Origin of the sequence: Afipia clevelandensis ATCC 49720, from assembly GCF_000336555.1 — a bacterium.
Classification (GTDB): domain Bacteria; phylum Pseudomonadota; class Alphaproteobacteria; order Rhizobiales; family Xanthobacteraceae; genus Afipia; species Afipia clevelandensis.
The window spans coordinates 1,365,357-1,383,547 of sequence record NZ_KB375281.1 but is presented as its reverse complement, the minus strand read 5'-3'; the positions used below and the strand labels follow the sequence as shown (position 1 = coordinate 1,383,547).

General features: G+C 61.7%; 18 protein-coding genes. 14 read left to right on the top strand and 4 right to left on the bottom strand.

From position 1 onward, the window contains the following. The first annotated feature begins 595 nt into the window (after positions 1–595). Complete coding sequence (locus HMPREF9696_RS06325; RefSeq protein ID WP_002712137.1) at positions 596–2,119, top strand: porin; 1,524 nt, start codon at positions 596–598, stop codon at positions 2,117–2,119. A 406-nt stretch (positions 2,120–2,525) separates the two neighbouring features. On the opposite strand, the gene HMPREF9696_RS06320 is transcribed toward HMPREF9696_RS06325, so the two are convergent. Together HMPREF9696_RS06320 and HMPREF9696_RS06315 are read right to left on the bottom strand one after the other, a co-directional pair. After that, positions 2,526–3,410, bottom strand: coding sequence for an alpha/beta fold hydrolase (locus tag HMPREF9696_RS06320; RefSeq protein ID WP_002712136.1), 885 nt, complete (start codon positions 3,408–3,410; stop codon positions 2,526–2,528). Between the two features lie 152 nt (positions 3,411–3,562). Next, a complete protein-coding gene (locus HMPREF9696_RS06315; RefSeq protein WP_002712135.1) occupies positions 3,563–5,737 on the bottom strand; it encodes a lytic transglycosylase domain-containing protein in 2,175 nt (724 codons plus the stop codon). A gap of 250 nt (positions 5,738–5,987) precedes the next feature. Here HMPREF9696_RS06315 and dapA point away from each other — a divergent pair, with 250 nt between their 5' ends. The 4 genes from dapA to HMPREF9696_RS06295 all read left to right on the top strand — a co-directional run bounded on the left by dapA (position 5,988) and on the right by HMPREF9696_RS06295 (position 8,491). Beyond that, positions 5,988–6,878: a 4-hydroxy-tetrahydrodipicolinate synthase gene (gene dapA / locus HMPREF9696_RS06310; protein WP_002712134.1), complete on the top strand. Its 891-nt coding sequence runs from the start codon at positions 5,988–5,990 to the stop codon at positions 6,876–6,878. Between the two features lie 24 nt (positions 6,879–6,902). Continuing rightward, positions 6,903–7,316 (top strand): large conductance mechanosensitive channel protein MscL, encoded by a 414-nt coding sequence (gene mscL, locus HMPREF9696_RS06305; RefSeq protein WP_002712133.1) that lies wholly within the window; start codon positions 6,903–6,905, stop codon positions 7,314–7,316. A 123-nt stretch (positions 7,317–7,439) separates the two neighbouring features. Further along, positions 7,440–7,913 carry an SsrA-binding protein SmpB gene (gene smpB, locus HMPREF9696_RS06300; RefSeq protein WP_002712132.1) on the top strand — a complete coding sequence of 158 codons (474 nt, stop codon included), beginning with the start codon at positions 7,440–7,442 and terminating at the stop codon, positions 7,911–7,913. Positions 7,914–7,915: 2 nt separating this feature from the next. Then, a complete protein-coding gene (locus tag HMPREF9696_RS06295) occupies positions 7,916–8,491 on the top strand; it encodes a peroxiredoxin (RefSeq protein WP_002712131.1) in 576 nt (191 codons plus the stop codon). Here the strand turns inward: HMPREF9696_RS06295 and HMPREF9696_RS06290 are convergent. Both HMPREF9696_RS06290 and HMPREF9696_RS06285 read right to left on the bottom strand, forming a co-directional pair. Then, positions 8,488–9,216 (bottom strand): uracil-DNA glycosylase, encoded by a 729-nt coding sequence (locus tag HMPREF9696_RS06290; RefSeq protein ID WP_002712130.1) that lies wholly within the window; start codon positions 9,214–9,216, stop codon positions 8,488–8,490. The genes HMPREF9696_RS06295 and HMPREF9696_RS06290 overlap by 4 nt on opposite strands. After that, positions 9,197–9,838 (bottom strand): LabA-like NYN domain-containing protein, encoded by a 642-nt coding sequence (locus HMPREF9696_RS06285; RefSeq protein WP_002712129.1) that lies wholly within the window; start codon positions 9,836–9,838, stop codon positions 9,197–9,199. Before HMPREF9696_RS06285 ends, HMPREF9696_RS06290 begins: the two co-directional genes overlap by 20 nt. Before the next feature lie 352 nt (positions 9,839–10,190). Between HMPREF9696_RS06285 and rpoZ the strand changes: the two genes are divergently transcribed. From rpoZ to recO, 9 genes are all read left to right on the top strand, one after another. Next, entirely contained in the window at positions 10,191–10,583 is a 393-nt protein-coding gene (rpoZ, locus tag HMPREF9696_RS06280; protein WP_002712128.1) for a DNA-directed RNA polymerase subunit omega, read from the top strand. Positions 10,584–10,761: 178 nt separating this feature from the next. Further along, positions 10,762–13,041, top strand: a complete 2,280-nt coding sequence (locus HMPREF9696_RS06275; RefSeq protein WP_002712127.1) for a RelA/SpoT family protein — start codon at positions 10,762–10,764, stop codon at positions 13,039–13,041. Between the two features lie 26 nt (positions 13,042–13,067). After that, a complete protein-coding gene (locus tag HMPREF9696_RS06270; protein ID WP_002712126.1) occupies positions 13,068–13,838 on the top strand; it encodes a pyridoxine 5'-phosphate synthase in 771 nt (256 codons plus the stop codon). Then, entirely contained in the window at positions 13,835–14,254 is a 420-nt protein-coding gene (gene acpS, locus HMPREF9696_RS06265) for a holo-ACP synthase (protein WP_002712125.1), read from the top strand. The genes HMPREF9696_RS06270 and acpS overlap by 4 nt, the downstream gene beginning before the upstream one ends. Positions 14,255–14,463: 209 nt before the next feature. Continuing rightward, positions 14,464–15,222, top strand: a complete 759-nt coding sequence (gene lepB, locus HMPREF9696_RS06260; RefSeq protein ID WP_002712124.1) for a signal peptidase I — start codon at positions 14,464–14,466, stop codon at positions 15,220–15,222. Further along, entirely contained in the window at positions 15,219–16,025 is an 807-nt protein-coding gene (rnc, locus tag HMPREF9696_RS06255) for a ribonuclease III (protein ID WP_002712123.1), read from the top strand. Before lepB ends, rnc begins: the two co-directional genes overlap by 4 nt. Beyond that, positions 16,018–16,944 carry a GTPase Era gene (gene era, locus HMPREF9696_RS06250; RefSeq protein WP_002712122.1) on the top strand — a complete coding sequence of 309 codons (927 nt, stop codon included), beginning with the start codon at positions 16,018–16,020 and terminating at the stop codon, positions 16,942–16,944. Before rnc ends, era begins: the two co-directional genes overlap by 8 nt. Further along, positions 16,941–17,339, top strand: coding sequence for a hypothetical protein (locus HMPREF9696_RS06245; RefSeq protein WP_002712121.1), 399 nt, complete (start codon positions 16,941–16,943; stop codon positions 17,337–17,339). The genes era and HMPREF9696_RS06245 overlap by 4 nt, the downstream gene beginning before the upstream one ends. A gap of 46 nt (positions 17,340–17,385) precedes the next feature. Continuing rightward, positions 17,386–18,135 (top strand): DNA repair protein RecO, encoded by a 750-nt coding sequence (gene recO, locus HMPREF9696_RS06240; protein ID WP_002712120.1) that lies wholly within the window; start codon positions 17,386–17,388, stop codon positions 18,133–18,135. The last annotated feature ends 56 nt before the right edge of the window (positions 18,136–18,191 follow it).

Genomic DNA, 18,191 nt, shown 5'->3' with positions numbered 1-18,191 from the left:
TGGTATCTGTCCCACGGCTGGATGCGCGCAGCCGCTCTGCCTTTATAATGTCAGTGCGGCTGAACCATGTTTTCCCCCGCTGGCCCGCCTCAAACCGTTGTCTTTGACGTCTGGGTTCTCGGGATTTGCGCCCTGAAACGGGGGTGCTGGATCGCGAGTCGGCGTCACATTTGATTCGTGTAATTCACACCCGCGGCGCACGCGATGACGGGTGCGCCGCCACATTCGCCTTTTTCGGGAACATTTTACATCGTTCCTATAACTGCAGCAAAATCAATCGCTTGTGACCATTTTAGCAAGCGCGTTGCGTGCCATTTGTGCAACACCTCCCTGAAAACGGCTGGAACCGCCCCATTTCGAGGCGGTCCTTTGTTGCGTGTTCACGACTGTTGAGCAATGGTCCTTGAAGCGACGGAGGGGGGCATCCCGAGGTCGTCCCGTTTGGGAGTTTCGCTTAAGTCGCTCGCGTTCAGCGGGAGTGTCCGAAAGCGCGAGGCGACCGGGCGGTTAGCGGGGATTAAGGGAACCAACCACGTGGTGTGACTTACACCACCGGCCAGGAACCTTCCCTAGAGAGCAAAACTTTGGAGGTTTTATGAGCAAGATTAAGAGCCTTATCCTCGGATCGGCTGCGGTTATCGCAGCATCCGCTGGAGCACAGGCAGCCGATCTTCCGGTGAAGGCGAAGGCCGTTCAGTACGTGAAGATCTGCTCGCTGTACGGCGCCGGTTTCTACTACATCCCCGGCACTGACACCTGCATCAAGCTGGGCGGCTACGTCCAGGCTGACTGGAACATCAACGCCGGCAACTACGGCAAGCCGGCATGGAACGAAGGTGGATTTCAGGCCAACGGTACGGGTAGCCGCGACAGCGATTACTTCACCACCCGCGCCCGTGTTCAGCTGAACATCGACACCCGTACCGCCACCGAATACGGCGTTGTCCGTACCTACTGGTCGAGCAACTTCGAACATTCGACCGGTGCTGGCCCGTCGTCGGGCAACCTGACGATGGACTACGGCTTCATCCAGTTCGCCGGCTTCACCATCGGTAAGGCAGTCTCTGGCTTCCAGACCCCGTGGGGTGCTTATGGCGCCAACAACAACACCTCGTTCCTGCTCGGCGGCTACGATAACGCGACTGGCATCAACCAGATCGCCTATACGTGGCAGTTCGGCAACGGCGTGTCCGCTCAGGTCGGTATCGAAGACAACCGTATCATCAACCGTGCTCAGCTCCTGAACTCGAGCTTGTTGTTGACTGCTCCCCCGACAGGTACGTCTCTGGCTGCTATCGGTCAGGGTGCTTTCCCGAACGCCTACGGCGGAAACGTCTCGCCTGACTTCGTCGGCAACATCCGTATCGACCAGGCGGCCTTCACCGCTCAGTTGTCGGGTGCCCTGCACAACATCCACGCTGGCTACTATGCAACTGGCGCTGGTGGTGCGGGTAACGAAACCTTGGGTCATCCGAGCGATGAATGGGGCTTCGCAATTTCGGGCGGCGTCCAGATCAAGAACCTGCCGACCGGCCCTGGCGACAAGCTGTCGTTGGATGCGACCTATGCTGACGGTGCTATGAAGTACCTGATCAGCGGCGTGACCGGCAATCAGTTCGATCACTTCAGCGGTGGTAACAACGGCTTCTACAACAGCTTCGCTGTTATGTCGCTGTTCGATGGCGTCTACGGAAACGGTGGCAAGATCGAGAAGACCACCGGTTGGGGCTTCCGCGGTGCTTATGTCCACAACTGGACCCCGAACTGGGAATCCAGCGTGTTCGGCAGCTACACGCACATCGACTATAACGACACTGCTTCGCTCGGAATCTGCACCCGCTATGCGCAGGGTCTCGCAGTCGCCGGTGGTGCCGTTAACCCTGGTTCGACTTGTAACCCAGACTTCAACATCTGGCAGGTCGGTACCCGTACCGCGTGGACCCCGGTCCGCAACCTGACCTTCTCGGGTGAGGTGATGTACACCAACCTCGACCAGTCGAACACGGGTTCGGTTGCTGCTGCAGCCAATACGCTCGGCTCGTTCAAGCCGGCTGGCAACTACGAGTTCAAGGATCAGGGCATCTGGTCCGGCAACCTCCGCGTTCGCCGCACCTGGTAATAACAACCGCCTGACGGCGATTGTTACCTGAACTCAAAGAGCCCCCGGCAGGAAACTGCCGGGGGTTTTTCTTCGTTCAACGTCATCCTGAGGTGCGAACCGCTTTTGCGGTGAGCCTCGAAGGATGCTCGTTTGCGAAGCCGAAGCCGTCGCCCTTCGAGGCTCGCAAGAAGCTCGCTCCTCAAAATGACGGCTAACTACCCCTCGTTCATGCCATCGCACCGCTGCCAGTCATGCGGCGTTCGTCCCGGCGCAGGCCGGGACCCATGACCATAATTTTATGATGTCAGCGGGAAGGTCGCTTCCGCATGTCCCGTGAGCGAGAGCTCAGGAGTGATGGTCCCGGCCTTCGCCGGGACGACCTAAGAGGTTGCGCGTGACGTCTCGTGTTTAAGGTGCCGAACCCTTACGTCCTGTCACACCGCTTACAGAATGCGACGATGCGGTCTATCGTCGGCTTGTCCGCCAGAAGCGGCGCGTGGCCCTGATCGGCCACCGTGACGAGGTCCATATCCGGCCGGCGCGCCGCCATATCCTTCACGCCCTGAACCGAAAGCAGGTCGGACAGTGCGCCGTGGATCAGCATCAGGGGAATGCCCGCCATCGCGTCGAACAGCTCCCAGACCTGCGGGAGCGGATTTGACGGATCGAGCCCGTCCAGCGTGTGCCTGATTTCCAGGTCATAGGTTCGCTCCAGCCCGCCGCCGGCGTTCTCCCGGAAGGCCCGGCGCGCCCATGCCATCCACTCATCGTCCGTGAGCGAGGGGAATACCGTGCCGAACAGCTCTTTCAGGCCGCGCGCGGCATCATCCCAAGTCTGCCGCGGCGGCGGATCGGCGATGTAGCCCTTGATCTTCATCAGGCCGCCCATCTCGAGCGCCGGGCCGATATCGTTGAGGATGATCCCGGCCAGCAGATCAGGCTTCGCCGCCGCCATCGCCATCGAGATCAGGCCGCCGCGCGACGTGCCGAGCAGAATGGCGCGGGAAATCCCGAGCGAAGCCGCGATGGCCAGAACGTCGCCAAGCTCCACCGGCACGGCGTACTTCGCCGGGTCGGGATCGTAATCGGACAGGCCGCGGCCCCGATAATCCACCGAGACGACCTTGCGGGGCGCAGCGGGGTCCGTCGCAATCGCGCGGGCGATGTCGTCGAAATCGTCCGTGGTGCGCGTCAGGCCGGGCAGGCAGAGCACCGGCAGCAGCGAACTGTTCTCCGGGCCGATCACCTTGGCATGGAGCTTCAGCCCGTCGGCGGACTGGCAGTAAACATCGCGGAATTGTGCGGACATGAATTTTCCTTGCAGCAGGCGTGACGCCGACGGAACGTCCTTACGGAACGAGCTGACCGCGCGCGTCGGGGAACAAAAGTTTTCTTGAGATAGACCACCGGGTCAAGGGCGACGATGGCGGGCAGGGACGTCGGCTGGCCGTTACGTCTGAATCATTCCACGCCCGCGCCGCGGCGCAGATCGGCCTCGATCAGCAGCTTGCTGCCGCCGCCGAAGCGCGCGCGGTAGACCTGCAGGTTCTCCATGATGCGCTGGACGTAATTGCGGGTCTCGGAGAACGGAATCTGCTCGACCCAGTCGACGGCATCAACTTTGGGATCGCGCGGGTCTCCGTAGCGTTCGATCCATTTGCGCACGCTGCCGCGCCCGGCGTTATAGCCCGCGAAGGTCATGATGTAGGAGCCGCGATAATCCTCGATCAGCCCGCCGAGTTCGGCTGCGCCAAAGGCGGCATTATAGGACGGGTCGCTCTTGAGCCGGGCAAGATCGAACGTGGCGCCGTATTTCTTCGCGACATACTTGCCTGCACCCGCCGTCACCTGCATGAGGCCGTAGGCCTTGGCCGGTGAAACGATGGTCGGATTGAACGCGCTTTCCTGGCGGGCGATAGCGAACACAATCGCCTTTTCGACCTCCGGTCCGAAATCCTTGTAGGGCGGAATGCCGCTGACCGGATAGGCGTAATGATCGAACGGCATGCCGCGGTTCAGCGCGGCCTTGCCGACCAGCAGCATGCCGCGGGCATCGTTGTGCCGCTGGGTGAGTTCGCAGAGCGCGAGCAGGCCATCCATGTCTGCGCGTTCGCCCATGTCGGCAAGGATCGGAACGGCGATGTCGCGCTCGTCGAGCGCATAGAGGATGTCGACGGCCCGGACGATCTCCAGCCTTTCGCCGCCACGGGAGCGGCCTGGCACGCCGTTCAGCGCGATCTGCGGCAGCCCGAGCTTCGCGCGGGCAAGCTGACCGTAATAGCTGGTCGACTGCGCCGCAGCCGATTCATAGGCCGTGCGCGCCTCATGAGCGCGTCCTGCGGCCTCGGCGGCGCGGCCCTGCCAGTAGCCGGCGCGGGCAAGCGCGGTCGGATTGACGCTGCCGACGCCGATCCGCGCGAAATGCTGGGCCGCCAGATTCGGATCGTTGAGAAACCGCAGCGCGATCCAGCCCGCGGTGAATTCCCTTTCGGTCTGATAGATGTCGCGCGCCGGCAACGACGCATCGCGCGCAACAGCGTAGGCGAGGCGCGGTTCGTTCGTGTCCAGCAGCTTTCGCGCCAGCAGGCGCCGCTCGATCCACCATTCGTCCGGGTTGACCAGCCGCGCCGGGTCGCGGGGCGCGGATTGCATGACACGTGCGGCTTCCTGGAACTTGTCCTCGCGCCGCAGCCATTGCGCCTTGCTGAAAATGTAGACCGGGTCGCCGTGCAGATCGGCGGGAACGGCATCGAGCAGGGCCTTTGAGTTCGAGGCTTTCTTGTCGAGCGCGGCATGTGCCTTCGCCAGCGCGATGTAGCCGCTGCCGAGGCGCTTTGCGGAGCGCAGCGCGCCTGCCGGATCATTGCCGTAAAGCAACAGATCCATCCGGACCTTGTAATCGCCCGGCGACAGGAGCGAGCCGAACTTCTCGAACGCCGTGTCTTCGGTGTAGGAGGAAAACGAGTCGTTGCGCCAGGCCTCGCGGACCAGCCGCGCCGCGTTCTGCCGGTCGCCGCGCGCCAGCAGCGCGCCGGCAAGCATGAAGCGGCCCTTGGGTGAGATCGGCTGTTCGCGGGCAAAGAAAGCCAGCACCGTGGCGTCGTCGCGCTTGTCGTCCCACAGCGCGGATTCGCCGCGCTTGCGCAAATAAATCTGGCTCGGCCAGGTCGGGTTTTCGGCGAGGAAATCGCGATAGCGCTCGGCGGGCACGCCGTTGTCATCGCTGCGCAGGATCATCCATTCGGACAGTTTGCGCGCGACGGGATCGGCAAGGGAGGCCTGAAGCTGCGTCGCGTCCGCCGGCTTTCGCTTGCGCACCAGTTCGATGATCTGCTCGAGCGTCTCCAGGTCGGCCTTTGACGTGGACGACGATCCGGCCAGCGCCAGAGCGACCGAGGGCTTCCGGGATCGGGCCACCGGGGCAGGCGCAATCGGCGCTGCCTTGGCGGCGGTGTGCGGCTGATCGGGTTTCGCCAGCGCTGTCTGCGGTGTGACGTGCCGGGGCACCGGGCGCGGCTTCGGCAGGGGAACGGCGGAAGCCTCGTACGATATCAGCGCGAAGACGCCTGCGGCGAAAATGACGACACTCCGCCGCGCCAGACCGGCTGATCCCGAAGGTGAAGGAGCAAGTGGCATCACAGGCGGCCTCTGCGGCGAATCATTCACGACCTTCGCCCTCAGGTGTAGTGCATTGAATATGTGGACAAAACATCAAATGTGTTAGAACCGCCATAATGCCGCAACACCGCGGCAAAATCGCGGCTGGCTTGGGGTCTTTCCCGTGATCAGACGGCGGTACAGGAGTCCCGGGACTTTCATCGCGATCCGGGACCCGTTATCAATCAATCATAAATCGCGGTGTTTGCGATGCGTTCGGAGAATGACAATGGCAACCAAGACGAATTTCAGGGGGTCTCTTACCGCCTTGGTGACGCCATTCAAAAACGGGGCGCTGGATGAGGGCGGCCTGCGTGAGCTTGTGAGCTGGCAGATCGAGCAAGGCTCGCACGGGCTGGTTCCTGTCGGAACCACCGGCGAGAGCCCGACCCTCAGCCACGACGAGCACAACAAGGTCACCGAATGGTGCGTCGCCGAGGCCAAGGGCCGCGTTCCGGTGATCGCCGGTGCGGGCTCGAACTCAACGCGCGAGGCGGTCGCTCTGGCGCAGCATGCCGAAAAGGCGGGCGCCGATGCCGTGCTCGTGGTGACGCCCTACTACAACAAGCCGACGCAGGAGGGCATGTATCACCACTTCAAGGCGGTGAACGATGCGATCGGCATTCCGATCATCATCTACAACATCCCGCCGCGCTCGGTTGTCGATCTTTCGGTCGAAACCATGACCCGGCTGTTCGAGTTGAAGAACATCGCGGGTGTGAAGGACGCCACCGCCAACCTCGCGCGCGTCTCGCAGCAGCGCCACGCCATGGGACCGGACTTCATCCAGCTCTCGGGCGAGGACATGACCGCGCTCGCCTACATGGCGGCGGGCGGGCACGGTTGCATCTCGGTTGTCGCCAATGTCGCGCCAAAGCAGTGCGCCGATCTGATGTCCGCCGTGTTCAAGGGCGACTATGCGGCGGCGCTGAAGATTCAGGATCGGCTGACGCCGCTGCATGACGCCATCTTCAAGGAGCCGGGTCTGGCAGGCGCCAAGCACGGACTCAAGCTGCTCGGCCGCGTGCAGGAGGAAGTTCGCCTGCCTTTGGTGCCGGTGACGGCGCCGACCGGCAAGGTCATCCAGGACGCGATGGTCTATGCCGGATTGCTGAACTGACAACCTTGGAAGGGAAATGCGCCGATGCTTGAGGAGTTCAAGAAATTTGCCTTGAAAGGCAATGTGGTCGATCTGGCGGTCGGCGTCATCATCGGTGCCGCGTTCGGCGCCATCGTCAACTCGATGGTTGCCGATATCATCATGCCGATTATCGGCGCGATTACCGGCGGCCTCGATTTCTCGAATTACTTTGTCGCGCTCTCCAAGAACGTCACGGCGACCAATCTTGCCGACGCCAAGAAGCAGGGCGCGGTGCTTGCCTATGGCAGCTTCCTCACGCTGACACTGAACTTCCTGATTATTGCGTTCGTGTTGTTCTTGGTGATCCGCGTCATGAACCGTCTGAAAGCGAAGGAAGAGGCTGCGCCAGCGCCTGATAAGCCCACCAAGGATCAGGAATTACTGACCGAAATCCGCGATCTTCTGAAGGCGAAATAAATCCCTATCTGGACTGGCAGATGGTCCGACGGCGTGAGGTGGTCCTTGCGCCGTCAGCCTTCCGGAAAAGAACCGCGCTGCGACGCGAGCGGTTCTGGTGTGTTGTGCGTATCGAGGCATCCGATGGCCGAAAAGAAAGAACCCACGATCAAGGTCATCGCCGAAAACCGCAAGGCGCGGTTCAACTATGCCATCGAGGATACGGTCGAGGCGGGGATCGTGCTGACCGGCACCGAGGTCAAGTCGACCCGCAACGGCAAGACCACCATTGCCGAGTCCTACGCCGATTCCAAGGGAGGCGAGATCTGGCTGGTGAACGCCAACATCCCGGAATATCTGCAGGCCAACCGCTTCAACCATGAGCCGAAGCGGGACCGGAAACTGCTGCTGCACAGGAAGCAGATCAACAGACTGATCGGCGCGATCGAGCGCGAGGGCATGACGCTGGTGCCGCTCAAGATGTATTTCAACGAGCACGGCCGGGTGAAACTGCAACTGGCCCTCGCCAAGGGCAAGAAGCTGCACGACAAGCGCGACACCGAGAAGAAGCGCGACTGGGCGCGCGAGAAGGGGCGCTTGCTGAGAGCGCGGGGATAACGATGAACCAGCCGAACCTGATGGATGTGGACTGGAGCAAGATTCCTGCACCCGCCGATGACGGGGCAGCGAAACATCTGACCGGGATGAAGCTCCCGCCCGTTGCCTTGCAGGCGACGGATGGATCATCCATCACGCTGTCCTCGCTGCCGGGCCGGGTGGTGCTGTTTGCTTATCCACGCACCGGGGAGCCGGGCAAGATCGGACTTGTTGACGATTGGGACATGATCCCCGGCGCGCGAGGATGCACCCCGCAGACCTGCGCCTTCCGCGATCTGTTCAAGGATTTGAAGGACGCGGGCGCGCAGCATGTGTTCGGACTGTCCACGCAGGACAACGCCTATCAGCGCGCAATGGTGGATCGGTTGCATGTGCCGTTTCCTGTCCTGTCTGACAGCGATCTGGCCCTGACACGGGCGCTCAACTTGCCATCAATGGATGTGGCGGGCCTGACGCTGATCAAGCGGCTCGCGCTGATCATCGACGACGGGATGATCACCCAGGTGTTCTATCCGGTGTTTCCGCCGGACCGGAATGCAGGCGATGTGCTGGCCTGGCTGCAGGCCAATCCGCGTTAGTCCAGATACTCCCGCACGCTGGCGAACACCGCCCTGAACATTTCGGGCGTCAGGACGCGCGTATTCGTGTTGTAGCGGGAGCAGTGGTAGCTGTCGAACAGCCGGATCGTTCCGGCCTGATGCTGCGCGCCATGGGCGAAGGGCGCGGCTGCGGCACGAACGCCAAGCCCCTTGAGCGTTGTGTCATGCGCCACGCGGCCGAGCATGACGATGGCGCGCAGCCGCGGCATCTCGCCGATTGCTGCTGTCATGAAGCTGCGGCAGGTGTTGATCTCGGCAGGCAACGGCTTGTTTTGCGGAGGCACGCAGCGCACCGCGTTGCTGATCCGGCAATCGACAAGCGTCAGCCCGTCGTCGGGCCGTGCCTCGAAGACACCCCGGGCAAAGCCGAACTCGATCAATGTGCCGTAAAGAAGATCGCCGGCGAAATCGCCTGTGAAAGGCCGGCCTGTGCGGTTGGCGCCCTGAAGGCCGGGGGCAAGGCCGATAATCAGAAGCTGCGCGTCGACAGGTCCAAATGAAGGGACAGGCGCGTTGAACCAGTGCGGATGCTGCGCGCGATTGGCGTCGCGATAATCTTTCAGCCGGGGACAGAGCGGACAGTCCGGGCCGGGTTCGTTCGATTGTGCTGAAACAGAAAAGGAAGGGCCGGCGCTGTTGCGCCGGCTCTCTTTGGTCTTCTGTTCAATCGTCTTGGTCTTTTGCTCAATCGTCGAATTCGTCATCGCCTCTTGGCGCCATTGTGCTGGTCGTCGCGCGCTGCAGGAATTGCGGCGTGTGCTGACGGGGTTCACGCGGTTCGCGCGGAGCAGGGCGCTCGCTCGGATCGCGGCCAAGTTTGGACTGTAGCTGGATCAGATCCGTAAAGACATCCGCCTGGCGGCGCAATTCATCGGCGATCATCGGAGGCTGGCTTGCGATGGTGGAAATTACCGTCACGCGAACGCCGCGCCGCTGCACGGCTTCGACCAGCGAACGGAAATCGCCGTCGCCCGAGAACAGCACCATCTGGTCGATATGCTCGGCCAGCTCCATGGCATCGACGGCAAGCTCGATGTCCATGTTGCCCTTCACCTTGCGGCGGCCGGATGCATCAATGAATTCCTTCGTCGCCTTGGTGACGACGGTATAGCCATTGTAGTCGAGCCAGTCGATCAGCGGTCGGATCGAGGAGTATTCCTGATCCTCGATGATGGCGGTGTAGTAGAAGGCGCGAACCAGAGTGCCACGGCTCTGAAACTCAAGGAGCAGCCGTTTATAATCTATGTCGAAACCAAGCGTCTTTGCTGTTGCGTAGAGGTTCGCGCCATCAATGAACAGCGCGATCTTGTTCGTGGCAGAAGGCATCAGTTTTATCTCGCATCGTTGTTATCATATGTATTCTTGGCGCGTATCCATCACCGCGCATTCCCAGTCAGTTCAGTTGCAGTTGTTATTCGCCAGAAGGTTTAGAGAAGATAAAGGATCGGAAATATCGGCTGCGCGTGCCGGCGTCCATGCAGCGGAACACTTCTGATAATGCAATGAAGCGAATTCTTGTCCAATACGCTCTTTGGCGCGTCTTGGCCTGCTCCTTTGAGGGGTATCCGAAGCGGCCTTTTACCCGGCTTTTCAAAATTCGAGCTTGCGGAATGGCCCGGGTCGCTATACCTACCGCGCATAGCGACATTTTTCAGATCCAGACCCGGAGCGGCTGCCTATGGCGCGCGTCACTGTTGAAGATTGTATCGATAAGGTCGACAACCGGTTCGACCTCGTTCTGCTGGCCGCGCACCGTGCGCGGATGATTTCTTCCGGGTCGCCGCTGACCGTTGACCGCGATAATGACAAGAATCCGGTCGTTTCGCTACGCGAAATCGCGGATACGACCATTTCTCCCGAGGATTTGCGCGAGGAACTGGTTCATTCGCTGCAGAAATTCGTGGAAGTGGACGAGCCGGAGCCCGATACCGTGCCGCTGATCGGCTCTGCCGGCGCTTCCGTCGATGCCGATGACACCGAAGTTGCCGTCGAGCGCATGACGGAAGAAGAGCTGCTCAAGGGCCTGGAAGGTCTTGCTCCGCCCGAAGAGCAGCCTGAGGAAGACGAATAAGTCCGTTTCGGACCAGATTCCGGCTTTTGGAGCCGGGTTTCTCAAAGGCCCGGACGATTCGTCCGGGCCTTTGCATTTATTGACATTTTTAGGGTGTTCCTTGCGATAGTCGTTGAACCGGCGATATTGTGAATGACGGTTCCTTTTTCGGGGATCGAAGGCGAGGCGGACAGGCAAAATGGCGACCGGGCGGCGAAACCAGCCCCAAATGCAGGCGGCGACCGAGGCGGTCGCTGCGGTTCCATCTGCGCCGTCCGAGGTGACCGCCAAGAAGCCCGTTCGCACCAAGATGATGCGCCAGTACGACCTGGTGGACCGGGTCCGTGCCTACAATCCGAACACAGACGAAGATTTGCTCAACCGGGCCTATGTCTACGCCATGATGGCCCATGGCGAGCAGAAGCGCGCGTCCGGCGATCCTTACTTCTCGCACCCCCTCGAGGTGGCGGCGATCCTCACCAACCTGAAGCTGGACGACGCGACCATTGTCGCGGCGCTGCTGCACGACACGATCGAGGATACCGAGTCGACCCGGGCCGAGATCGACCAGATTTTCGGCCCCGAAATCGGTGCGCTTGTCGAGGGCCTGACCAAACTCAAGCGGCTCGAACTGGTCTCGCGCGAAGCCAAGCAGGCCGAAAACCTGCGCAAGCTGCTGCTCGCCATTTCCGACGATGTGCGTGTGCTGCTGGTCAAGCTCGCTGACCGCCTGCACAATATGCGGACGATGGAGTTCATGCCGCCGGCGTCCCGCCGCCGGATCGCGGAGGAAACTCTCGATATCTATGCGCCGCTCGCCGGCCGCATGGGTATGCAGGAAATGCGCGAGGAACTGGAAGACCTTTCGTTCCGGATCATTGATCCGGATGCGCATGCCGTGGTTGTGCAGCGGCTCGATGCGCTCGAAGCGCGCGACAAGAACCTGATCGGCGAAATCGAATCGCAACTGTCGGCCAAGCTCGCCAAGAATGGCGTGAATGCGCATGTGAAGGGCCGCCGCAAGCAGCCGTTCTCGATCTGGATGAAGATGGAGCGCAAGTCCGTCGGCTTCGAGCAATTGTCCGACATCTTCGGTTTCCGCATCATCGTCAACAGCATCGCCGAGGTCTACCGCACCGTCGGCATCGTGCATACGACATGGCCGGTGGTGCCCGGACGCTTCAAGGACTACATCTCGACGCCGAAGCAGAACGATTATCGCTCGATTCACACCACGGTGATCGGCCCGGGGAAGCAGCGTGTCGAACTGCAAATTCGCACCGAGGAGATGGACCGTGTCAACGAATACGGCATCGCCGCGCATGCTTTCTACAAGGACGGCGTCGGGTCGCCGAACGAGCGTCTGGAAAGGGAATCCAACGCATTTGCGTGGCTGCGCCATACGGTTGAGGTGCTGTCGGAAAGCGCCAACCCGGAAGAATTCCTCGAACACACCAAGATGGAGCTGTTCCACGATCAGGTGTTCTGCTTCACGCCGAAGGGCAAGCTGATCGCGCTGCCGCGCCATGCCAATGTGATCGACTTCGCCTATGCCGTGCACACCGATGTCGGCAACAGCGCGGTCGGCTGCAAGATCAACGGCAAGTTCGCGCCGCTGTCGTCGGAGTTGCAGAACGGCGATGAGGTCGAAGTGCTGACCTCGCAGGCGCAATCGGCGCCGCCGTCGGCGTGGGAATCCCTGGCTGTCACCGGCAAGGCGCGCGCCGCGATCCGGCGCGCAACTCGCACGGCGGTTCGCGATCAGTATGCCGGACTTGGCCGGCGCATAGTCGAGCGCCTGTTCATGCGCGCGAAGATTGTTTATGCGGACGACAAACTGAAAGGCGCGCTGCCGCGCCTGGCGCGCGCGTCCATTGACGATGTGATGGCGGCTGTCGGCCGCGGCGAAATGAAGGCCTCCGACGTCGCACGGGCGATGTATCCCGATTACAAGGAGGAGGCTCGCCTCAGCAGCAAGAAGATGGGCGCTGCAAGTCCGAAACCGGCAGGTGACGCCAGGACATCGAGCGCAATTCCGATCCGCGGCATCAACAGCGATCTGCCGGTGAAGTTCGCGCCGAACGGCGGCGCCGTGCCGGGCGACCGCATTGTCGGCATCGTTACGCCGGGCGAGGGGATCACGATCTATCCGATCCAGTCGCCCGCGCTGAAGGATTTCGAGGAAGAACCCGAGCGCTGGCTTGATGTTCGCTGGGACACCGACGAAACAGCGCCGCGGCGTTTTCCGGCGCGGCTGCATGTGCAGAACGTCAACGAACCGGGAAGTCTGGCGCAGGTGGCCTCGGTCATCGCCGAGCATGACGGCAATATCGACAACATCAACATGAGCCGCCGCTCTCCGGATTTCACGGATCTGACCATTGATCTTGAGGTCTATGACCTGAAACATTTGAACGGTATCATCGCTCAACTTCGCGCCAAGTCGGTCGTCGCCAGCGTCGATCGCATCAACGGCTAGTCATATCGTTCTTCCGGGTTGTGTTCATGTCTGTCATTCCGCCGCTTCGTCTCGGGGTCAATGTCGATCACGTTGCAACCCTTCGCAACGCGCGCGGCGGTCGCCTGCCGGACCCGGTGCGCGCGGCATTGCTGGCAATCGAATCCGGCGCCGACGGCATCACGGCCCACTTGCGCGAAGATCGCCGCCATATCCGCGACGAGGACATGAAGCGGCTCAAAGCAGAGATATCCAGGCCATTGAACTTTGAAATGGCCGCCACCGCCGAAATGCTGCAGATCGCGCTGGGCACAGCGCCGCATGCGGTGTGCCTCGTGCCCGAGCGGCGCACCGAAGTGACCACCGAAGGCGGGCTGGATGTGGTGGGCCAGCGCGATGCGCTCGGTCCTTTCATCGCGCGGCTGAACGATGCCGGCATTCGTGTGTCGCTGTTCATCGCCGCCGATCCGGCGCAGATCGAAATGGCGGCCAAGTTGAAGTCACCCGTGATTGAGATTCACACCGGCGCCTGGTGCGACGCCGTCACCGAGAAACGCACATCGCAGATCGAGGCCGAATGGCAGAAGATCGTTGCCGGAGCGAAATTGGCGAAGTCGGCCGGACTTGAGGTTCATGCCGGCCACGGCCTCGATTATGTGACAGCGGAGACCATCGCGGCGCTGCCGGAAATCGTCGAGCTCAATATCGGGCATTTCATGATGGGCGAGGCGATGTTTGTCGGCCTGTCCCAGACCGTTCGGGACATGCGCGCAGCGATGGATCGCGGCCGCAAGACACTGCGGGCACACGCTCTATGATCATCGGCATCGGCTCGGACATCATCGACATCACCCGGATCGAAAAGGTGATCGGCCGTCACGGCGACCGGTTCATCGACCGCATTTTCACGGAGGCGGAGCGGGCCAAGGCCGAACGCCGGTCCAAAATGCCGAAACTGATATGGGCGACCTATGCCAAGCGATTCGCCGCCAAGGAGGCCTGCTCGAAGGCGCTCGGCACCGGCATCCGGCGTGGGGTCTGGTGGCGGGACATGGGGGTGGTCAACCTGCCGGGGGGGCGCCCGACCATGAAACTGACCGGCGGGGCGCTGGCGCGGCTGGAATCGCTGCTTCCACCAGGTCATGAGGCCCGGATTGACCTGACCATCACCGATGACTGGCCGCTGGCCCAGGCGTTTGTCATCATTTCGGCGGTCCCGCGCCCGAAAGCCTGAGCCAGGTCCGATGGCGGGGTTCCGAGCCACCGAAAAATCTAAAATTCACTGGGCGGTCAAACCATTAGTAAGTTTTCATGAGGACGTTGATTGCACCCCCTGCGGCAACGGTCTAAAACGCGCGCGGGTGATTTGGGCGGCGTCTTTGCCCCCTCCGGGTCTGCCAAGGTCCGGGTTCGGGGCATGAAAACCAGGATTCGAAAAAGCAGATGAGCGTGACAACCCCGGCCAAATCCGAAGGCGGCGTCGGCGAGACCGTCCGCGTCGTTATTCATGCGCTCATTATCGCGCTGGTGATCCGAACCTTCCTGTTTCAGCCCTTCAACATTCCGTCGGGGTCGATGAAGGCGACGCTGCTGGTCGGCGATTATCTGTTCGTCTCGAAATATTCCTACGGCTACAGCCACTATTCGATACCGCTATCGCCACGCATTTTCTCCGGACGAATTTTCGGCTCAGATCCCGAGCGGGGCGACATCGTCGTGTTCCGTCTGCCGAAGGACGACACCACCGATTACATTAAGCGCGTGATCGGGCTGCCGGGTGATCGCGTGCAGATGAAAGAGGGACTTCTCTACATCAACGACAAGCCGGTGCAGCGCGAGCGCTTGCCTGATTTCGTCGGTGAGGATCCTTGCGGCTCCGATGCGACGGCGCGGGTCAAGCAGTGGAAGGAAACGCTGCCGAACGGCGTGACCTACAAGACGCTCGATTGCGTCGATAACGGGTTCTACGACAACACCAATGTCTACACGGTGCCGCCCGGTCATTTCTTCATGATGGGCGACAACCGCGACAACTCCACCGACAGCCGCGTTCTGTCCGCTGTGGGTTATGTGCCGTCCGAAAACCTCATCGGCCGCGCGCAGATGATCTTCTTCTCCATTGCCGAAGGCGAACAGGCCTGGCAGTTCTGGCGCTGGCCGGTCTCGGTGCGCTGGAATCGCATCTTCTCCATTGTGCGATGAGCGGCGAACCCGCAATCGGCAAAACTCCACCGGTCACGGACGGCGCTGCGGACACCGGCGTCGTGGAAACAAAACCTGCGAAGAAGCCGCGCCGCCCGAGCGCGAAGGCGGCGGCCAAGATCATCGAGCAACGGATTGGCTACACCTTTGCCGATTCCTCACTGCTGGCGACCGCATTCACCCACGTCTCGGCATTGAAATCCGCGCGCAGCCGCACCGACAGCTATCAGCGGCTTGAGTTTCTCGGCGACCATGTGCTCGGCCTGATCGTGTCCGACATGCTCTATCGCGCGTTTCCGAAGGCGGACGAGGGCGAACTGTCCAAGCGCCTCGCCGATCTGGTGCGGCGGGAAGCCTGCGCCGATGTCGCGAAGTCGCTCGGATTGGATGAAGCCATCAAACTTGGGTCGGTCGGCGCGGGCGCGGGTGCGCGGCTGCGCAACTCGGTGCTCGGCGACATCTGCGAAGCTGTGATCGGCGCGGTGTTTCTCGACGGCGGCTATGCCGCTGCGGCGGAATTCGTCGAGCGCAACTGGACCGAACGGATGCGCAAGCCGGTGCGTCCGCTGCGCGATCCGAAGACGATTTTGCAGGAATGGGCGCAAGGCAAGGGTTTGCCGACGCCGGTCTATCGCGAGGTCGAGCGCACCGGGCCGCATCACGACCCGCAGTTTCGGGTCGCGGTGGAATTGCCGGGGCTGACCCCGGCCGAAGGTGTCGGCGGTAGCAAGCGCGCCGCGGAAAAACTGGCGGCGACAGCGCTGCTCAAGCAGGAAGGCGTAACAGGCGGCAATGATGCCTGATGAACAACACGAGAATTCAGCCAAGGAAACGCGCTGCGGCTTTGTCGCGCTGATCGGTGCGCCGAATGTCGGCAAGTCCACGCTGGTCAATGCGCTGGTCGGCTCGAAGGTCACCATCGTCTCCAAGAAGGTGCAGACCACGCGCGCGCTGATCCGCGGCATCGTGATCGAGGACAATGCGCAGATTATCCTGGTCGATACGCCGGGCATCTTCGCGCCGAAGCGCCGTCTCGACCGCGCGATGGTCTCGACCGCATGGAGCGGCGCGCACGATGCCGATCTCGTCTGCGCGCTGATCGACGCCCGCGCCGGCATTGATGAGGAGGCGGACGCGATCCTGCGCAAGCTGGAGGCCGTGAATCATCCGAAAATTCTGGTGCTGAACAAGATCGACCTGGTGCCGCGCGAGAAATTGCTGGCGCTGGCCCAGAAGGCCAACGAGCGGTTGAAGTTCACGCAGACCTTCATGGTGTCGGCATTGTCCGGCGATGGCGTTGACGATCTGCGCCGCGCTCTGGCGAAGGATGTTCCGCCCGGTCCGTTCCACTATCCCGAAGACCAGATGTCGGACGCCCCGATGCGGCAACTGGCGGCGGAAATCACCCGCGAGAAGATCTATCGTCATTTGCATCAGGAATTGCCGTATCAGTCCACGGTTGAGACGGATTCCTGGCAGGAGCGCAAGGACGGCTCGGTACGGATCGAGCAGACAATCTTTGTGGAGCGGGACAGCCAGCGCAAGATCGTGCTCGGCAAGGCCGGCGCGACCATCAAGGCAATCGGCGCTGACTCGCGCAAGGAACTTGCCGAGATCGTCGGCCAGCCGGTGCATCTGTTCCTGTTTGTGAAGGTGCGTGACGGCTGGGGCGACGATCCGGAGCGTTATCGTGAAATGGGGCTGGAGTTTCCGAAAGAATGACCGGTCCCGATGTCAAGGTGCCGACAAACATCTTCTATTTTGAGGTGCTGCTGTATCTGTCGCTGCTGATTGACGTGCTGTCGGCGGCGTTTATGGATCGGGTCTCCGATGACATCAGCGAGTCGACACGGCTTGCGGTCAATCTCATCGCGGTCATGATGACGCTGGGATTCATGCAGTTGATCTGGCTGGCGGCCCATCGGCGCAAGAACTGGGCGCGGATGGTCCTGCTCGCAGCCATGATGCTGTCGGTGGCCTCCATCGCCACGAGCATCGGCGAAACCGGACTTCAATTCAGCACGTTCGTGGATATTGTTTCGACGGCGCTGACGGCTCTCGGCCTGTCATGTTCATTCACCGGCGATGCGCAGGGCTGGTTCCAGCAACCGGAATAGGCCGCATCCGGCTGCGAGTTTGAGCAGAATCCTGTAAGCTGACCCGATGGAATGGACCGACGAGGGCATCGTGCTGGGCGTGCGGCGGCATGGCGAATCCAGCGCCATTGTCGAACTGTTGACGCGCAGCCATGGCCGCCATCTCGGGTTGGTGCGTGGCGGGGCAGGGTCGCGGATGCGCCCGCTGCTGCAGCCGGGGAACACGGTGAGTGCGGTGTGGCGCGCGCGTCTGGATGAGCATCTCGGCTATTACGCCATCGAAGGCACGCGGCTGCGGGCGGCGACAATGTTCGGAACACCCCATGCGGTCTATGGCGTGACCCATCTGGCCTCGCTGGTCCGCCTGCTGCCTGAGCGCGATCCGCACGAAGACATCTACGAGATGCTGGAAGCCATTCTCGACGATTTCGACGATGCGCCTCTGGCAGGCGTGCAACTGGTCAAATTTGAGCTCGCGATGCTGACTGAACTTGGCTTCGGTCTCGACCTGTCGACCTGCGCCGCAAGCGGGACCATGCACGACCTGATTTATGTCTCGCCTAAATCGGGCGGCGCGGTGTCGCGTCAGGCCGGTGAACCGTGGCGCGACCGGCTGCTGCCATTGCCGCCGTTCCTGCGCGAGAACGAGGACGGCGCCAATGGCTGGTCCGGGCAGGACATCGAGGACGGCTTCCGCCTGACTGGACTATTCCTGCTGCGCAATGTGCTGGAGCCGCGCGGGCAGGGCCATTCGGATGCGCGCGAGGGTTTTATTGCAGCGGTGATCCGGCCGCGCGCGCGCGCCGCTGCGGAATAGACCGAAAAGCTGCGTTCCGCGTCTCAAAAACCGGCGAATCAGATGTTGTTCATCCG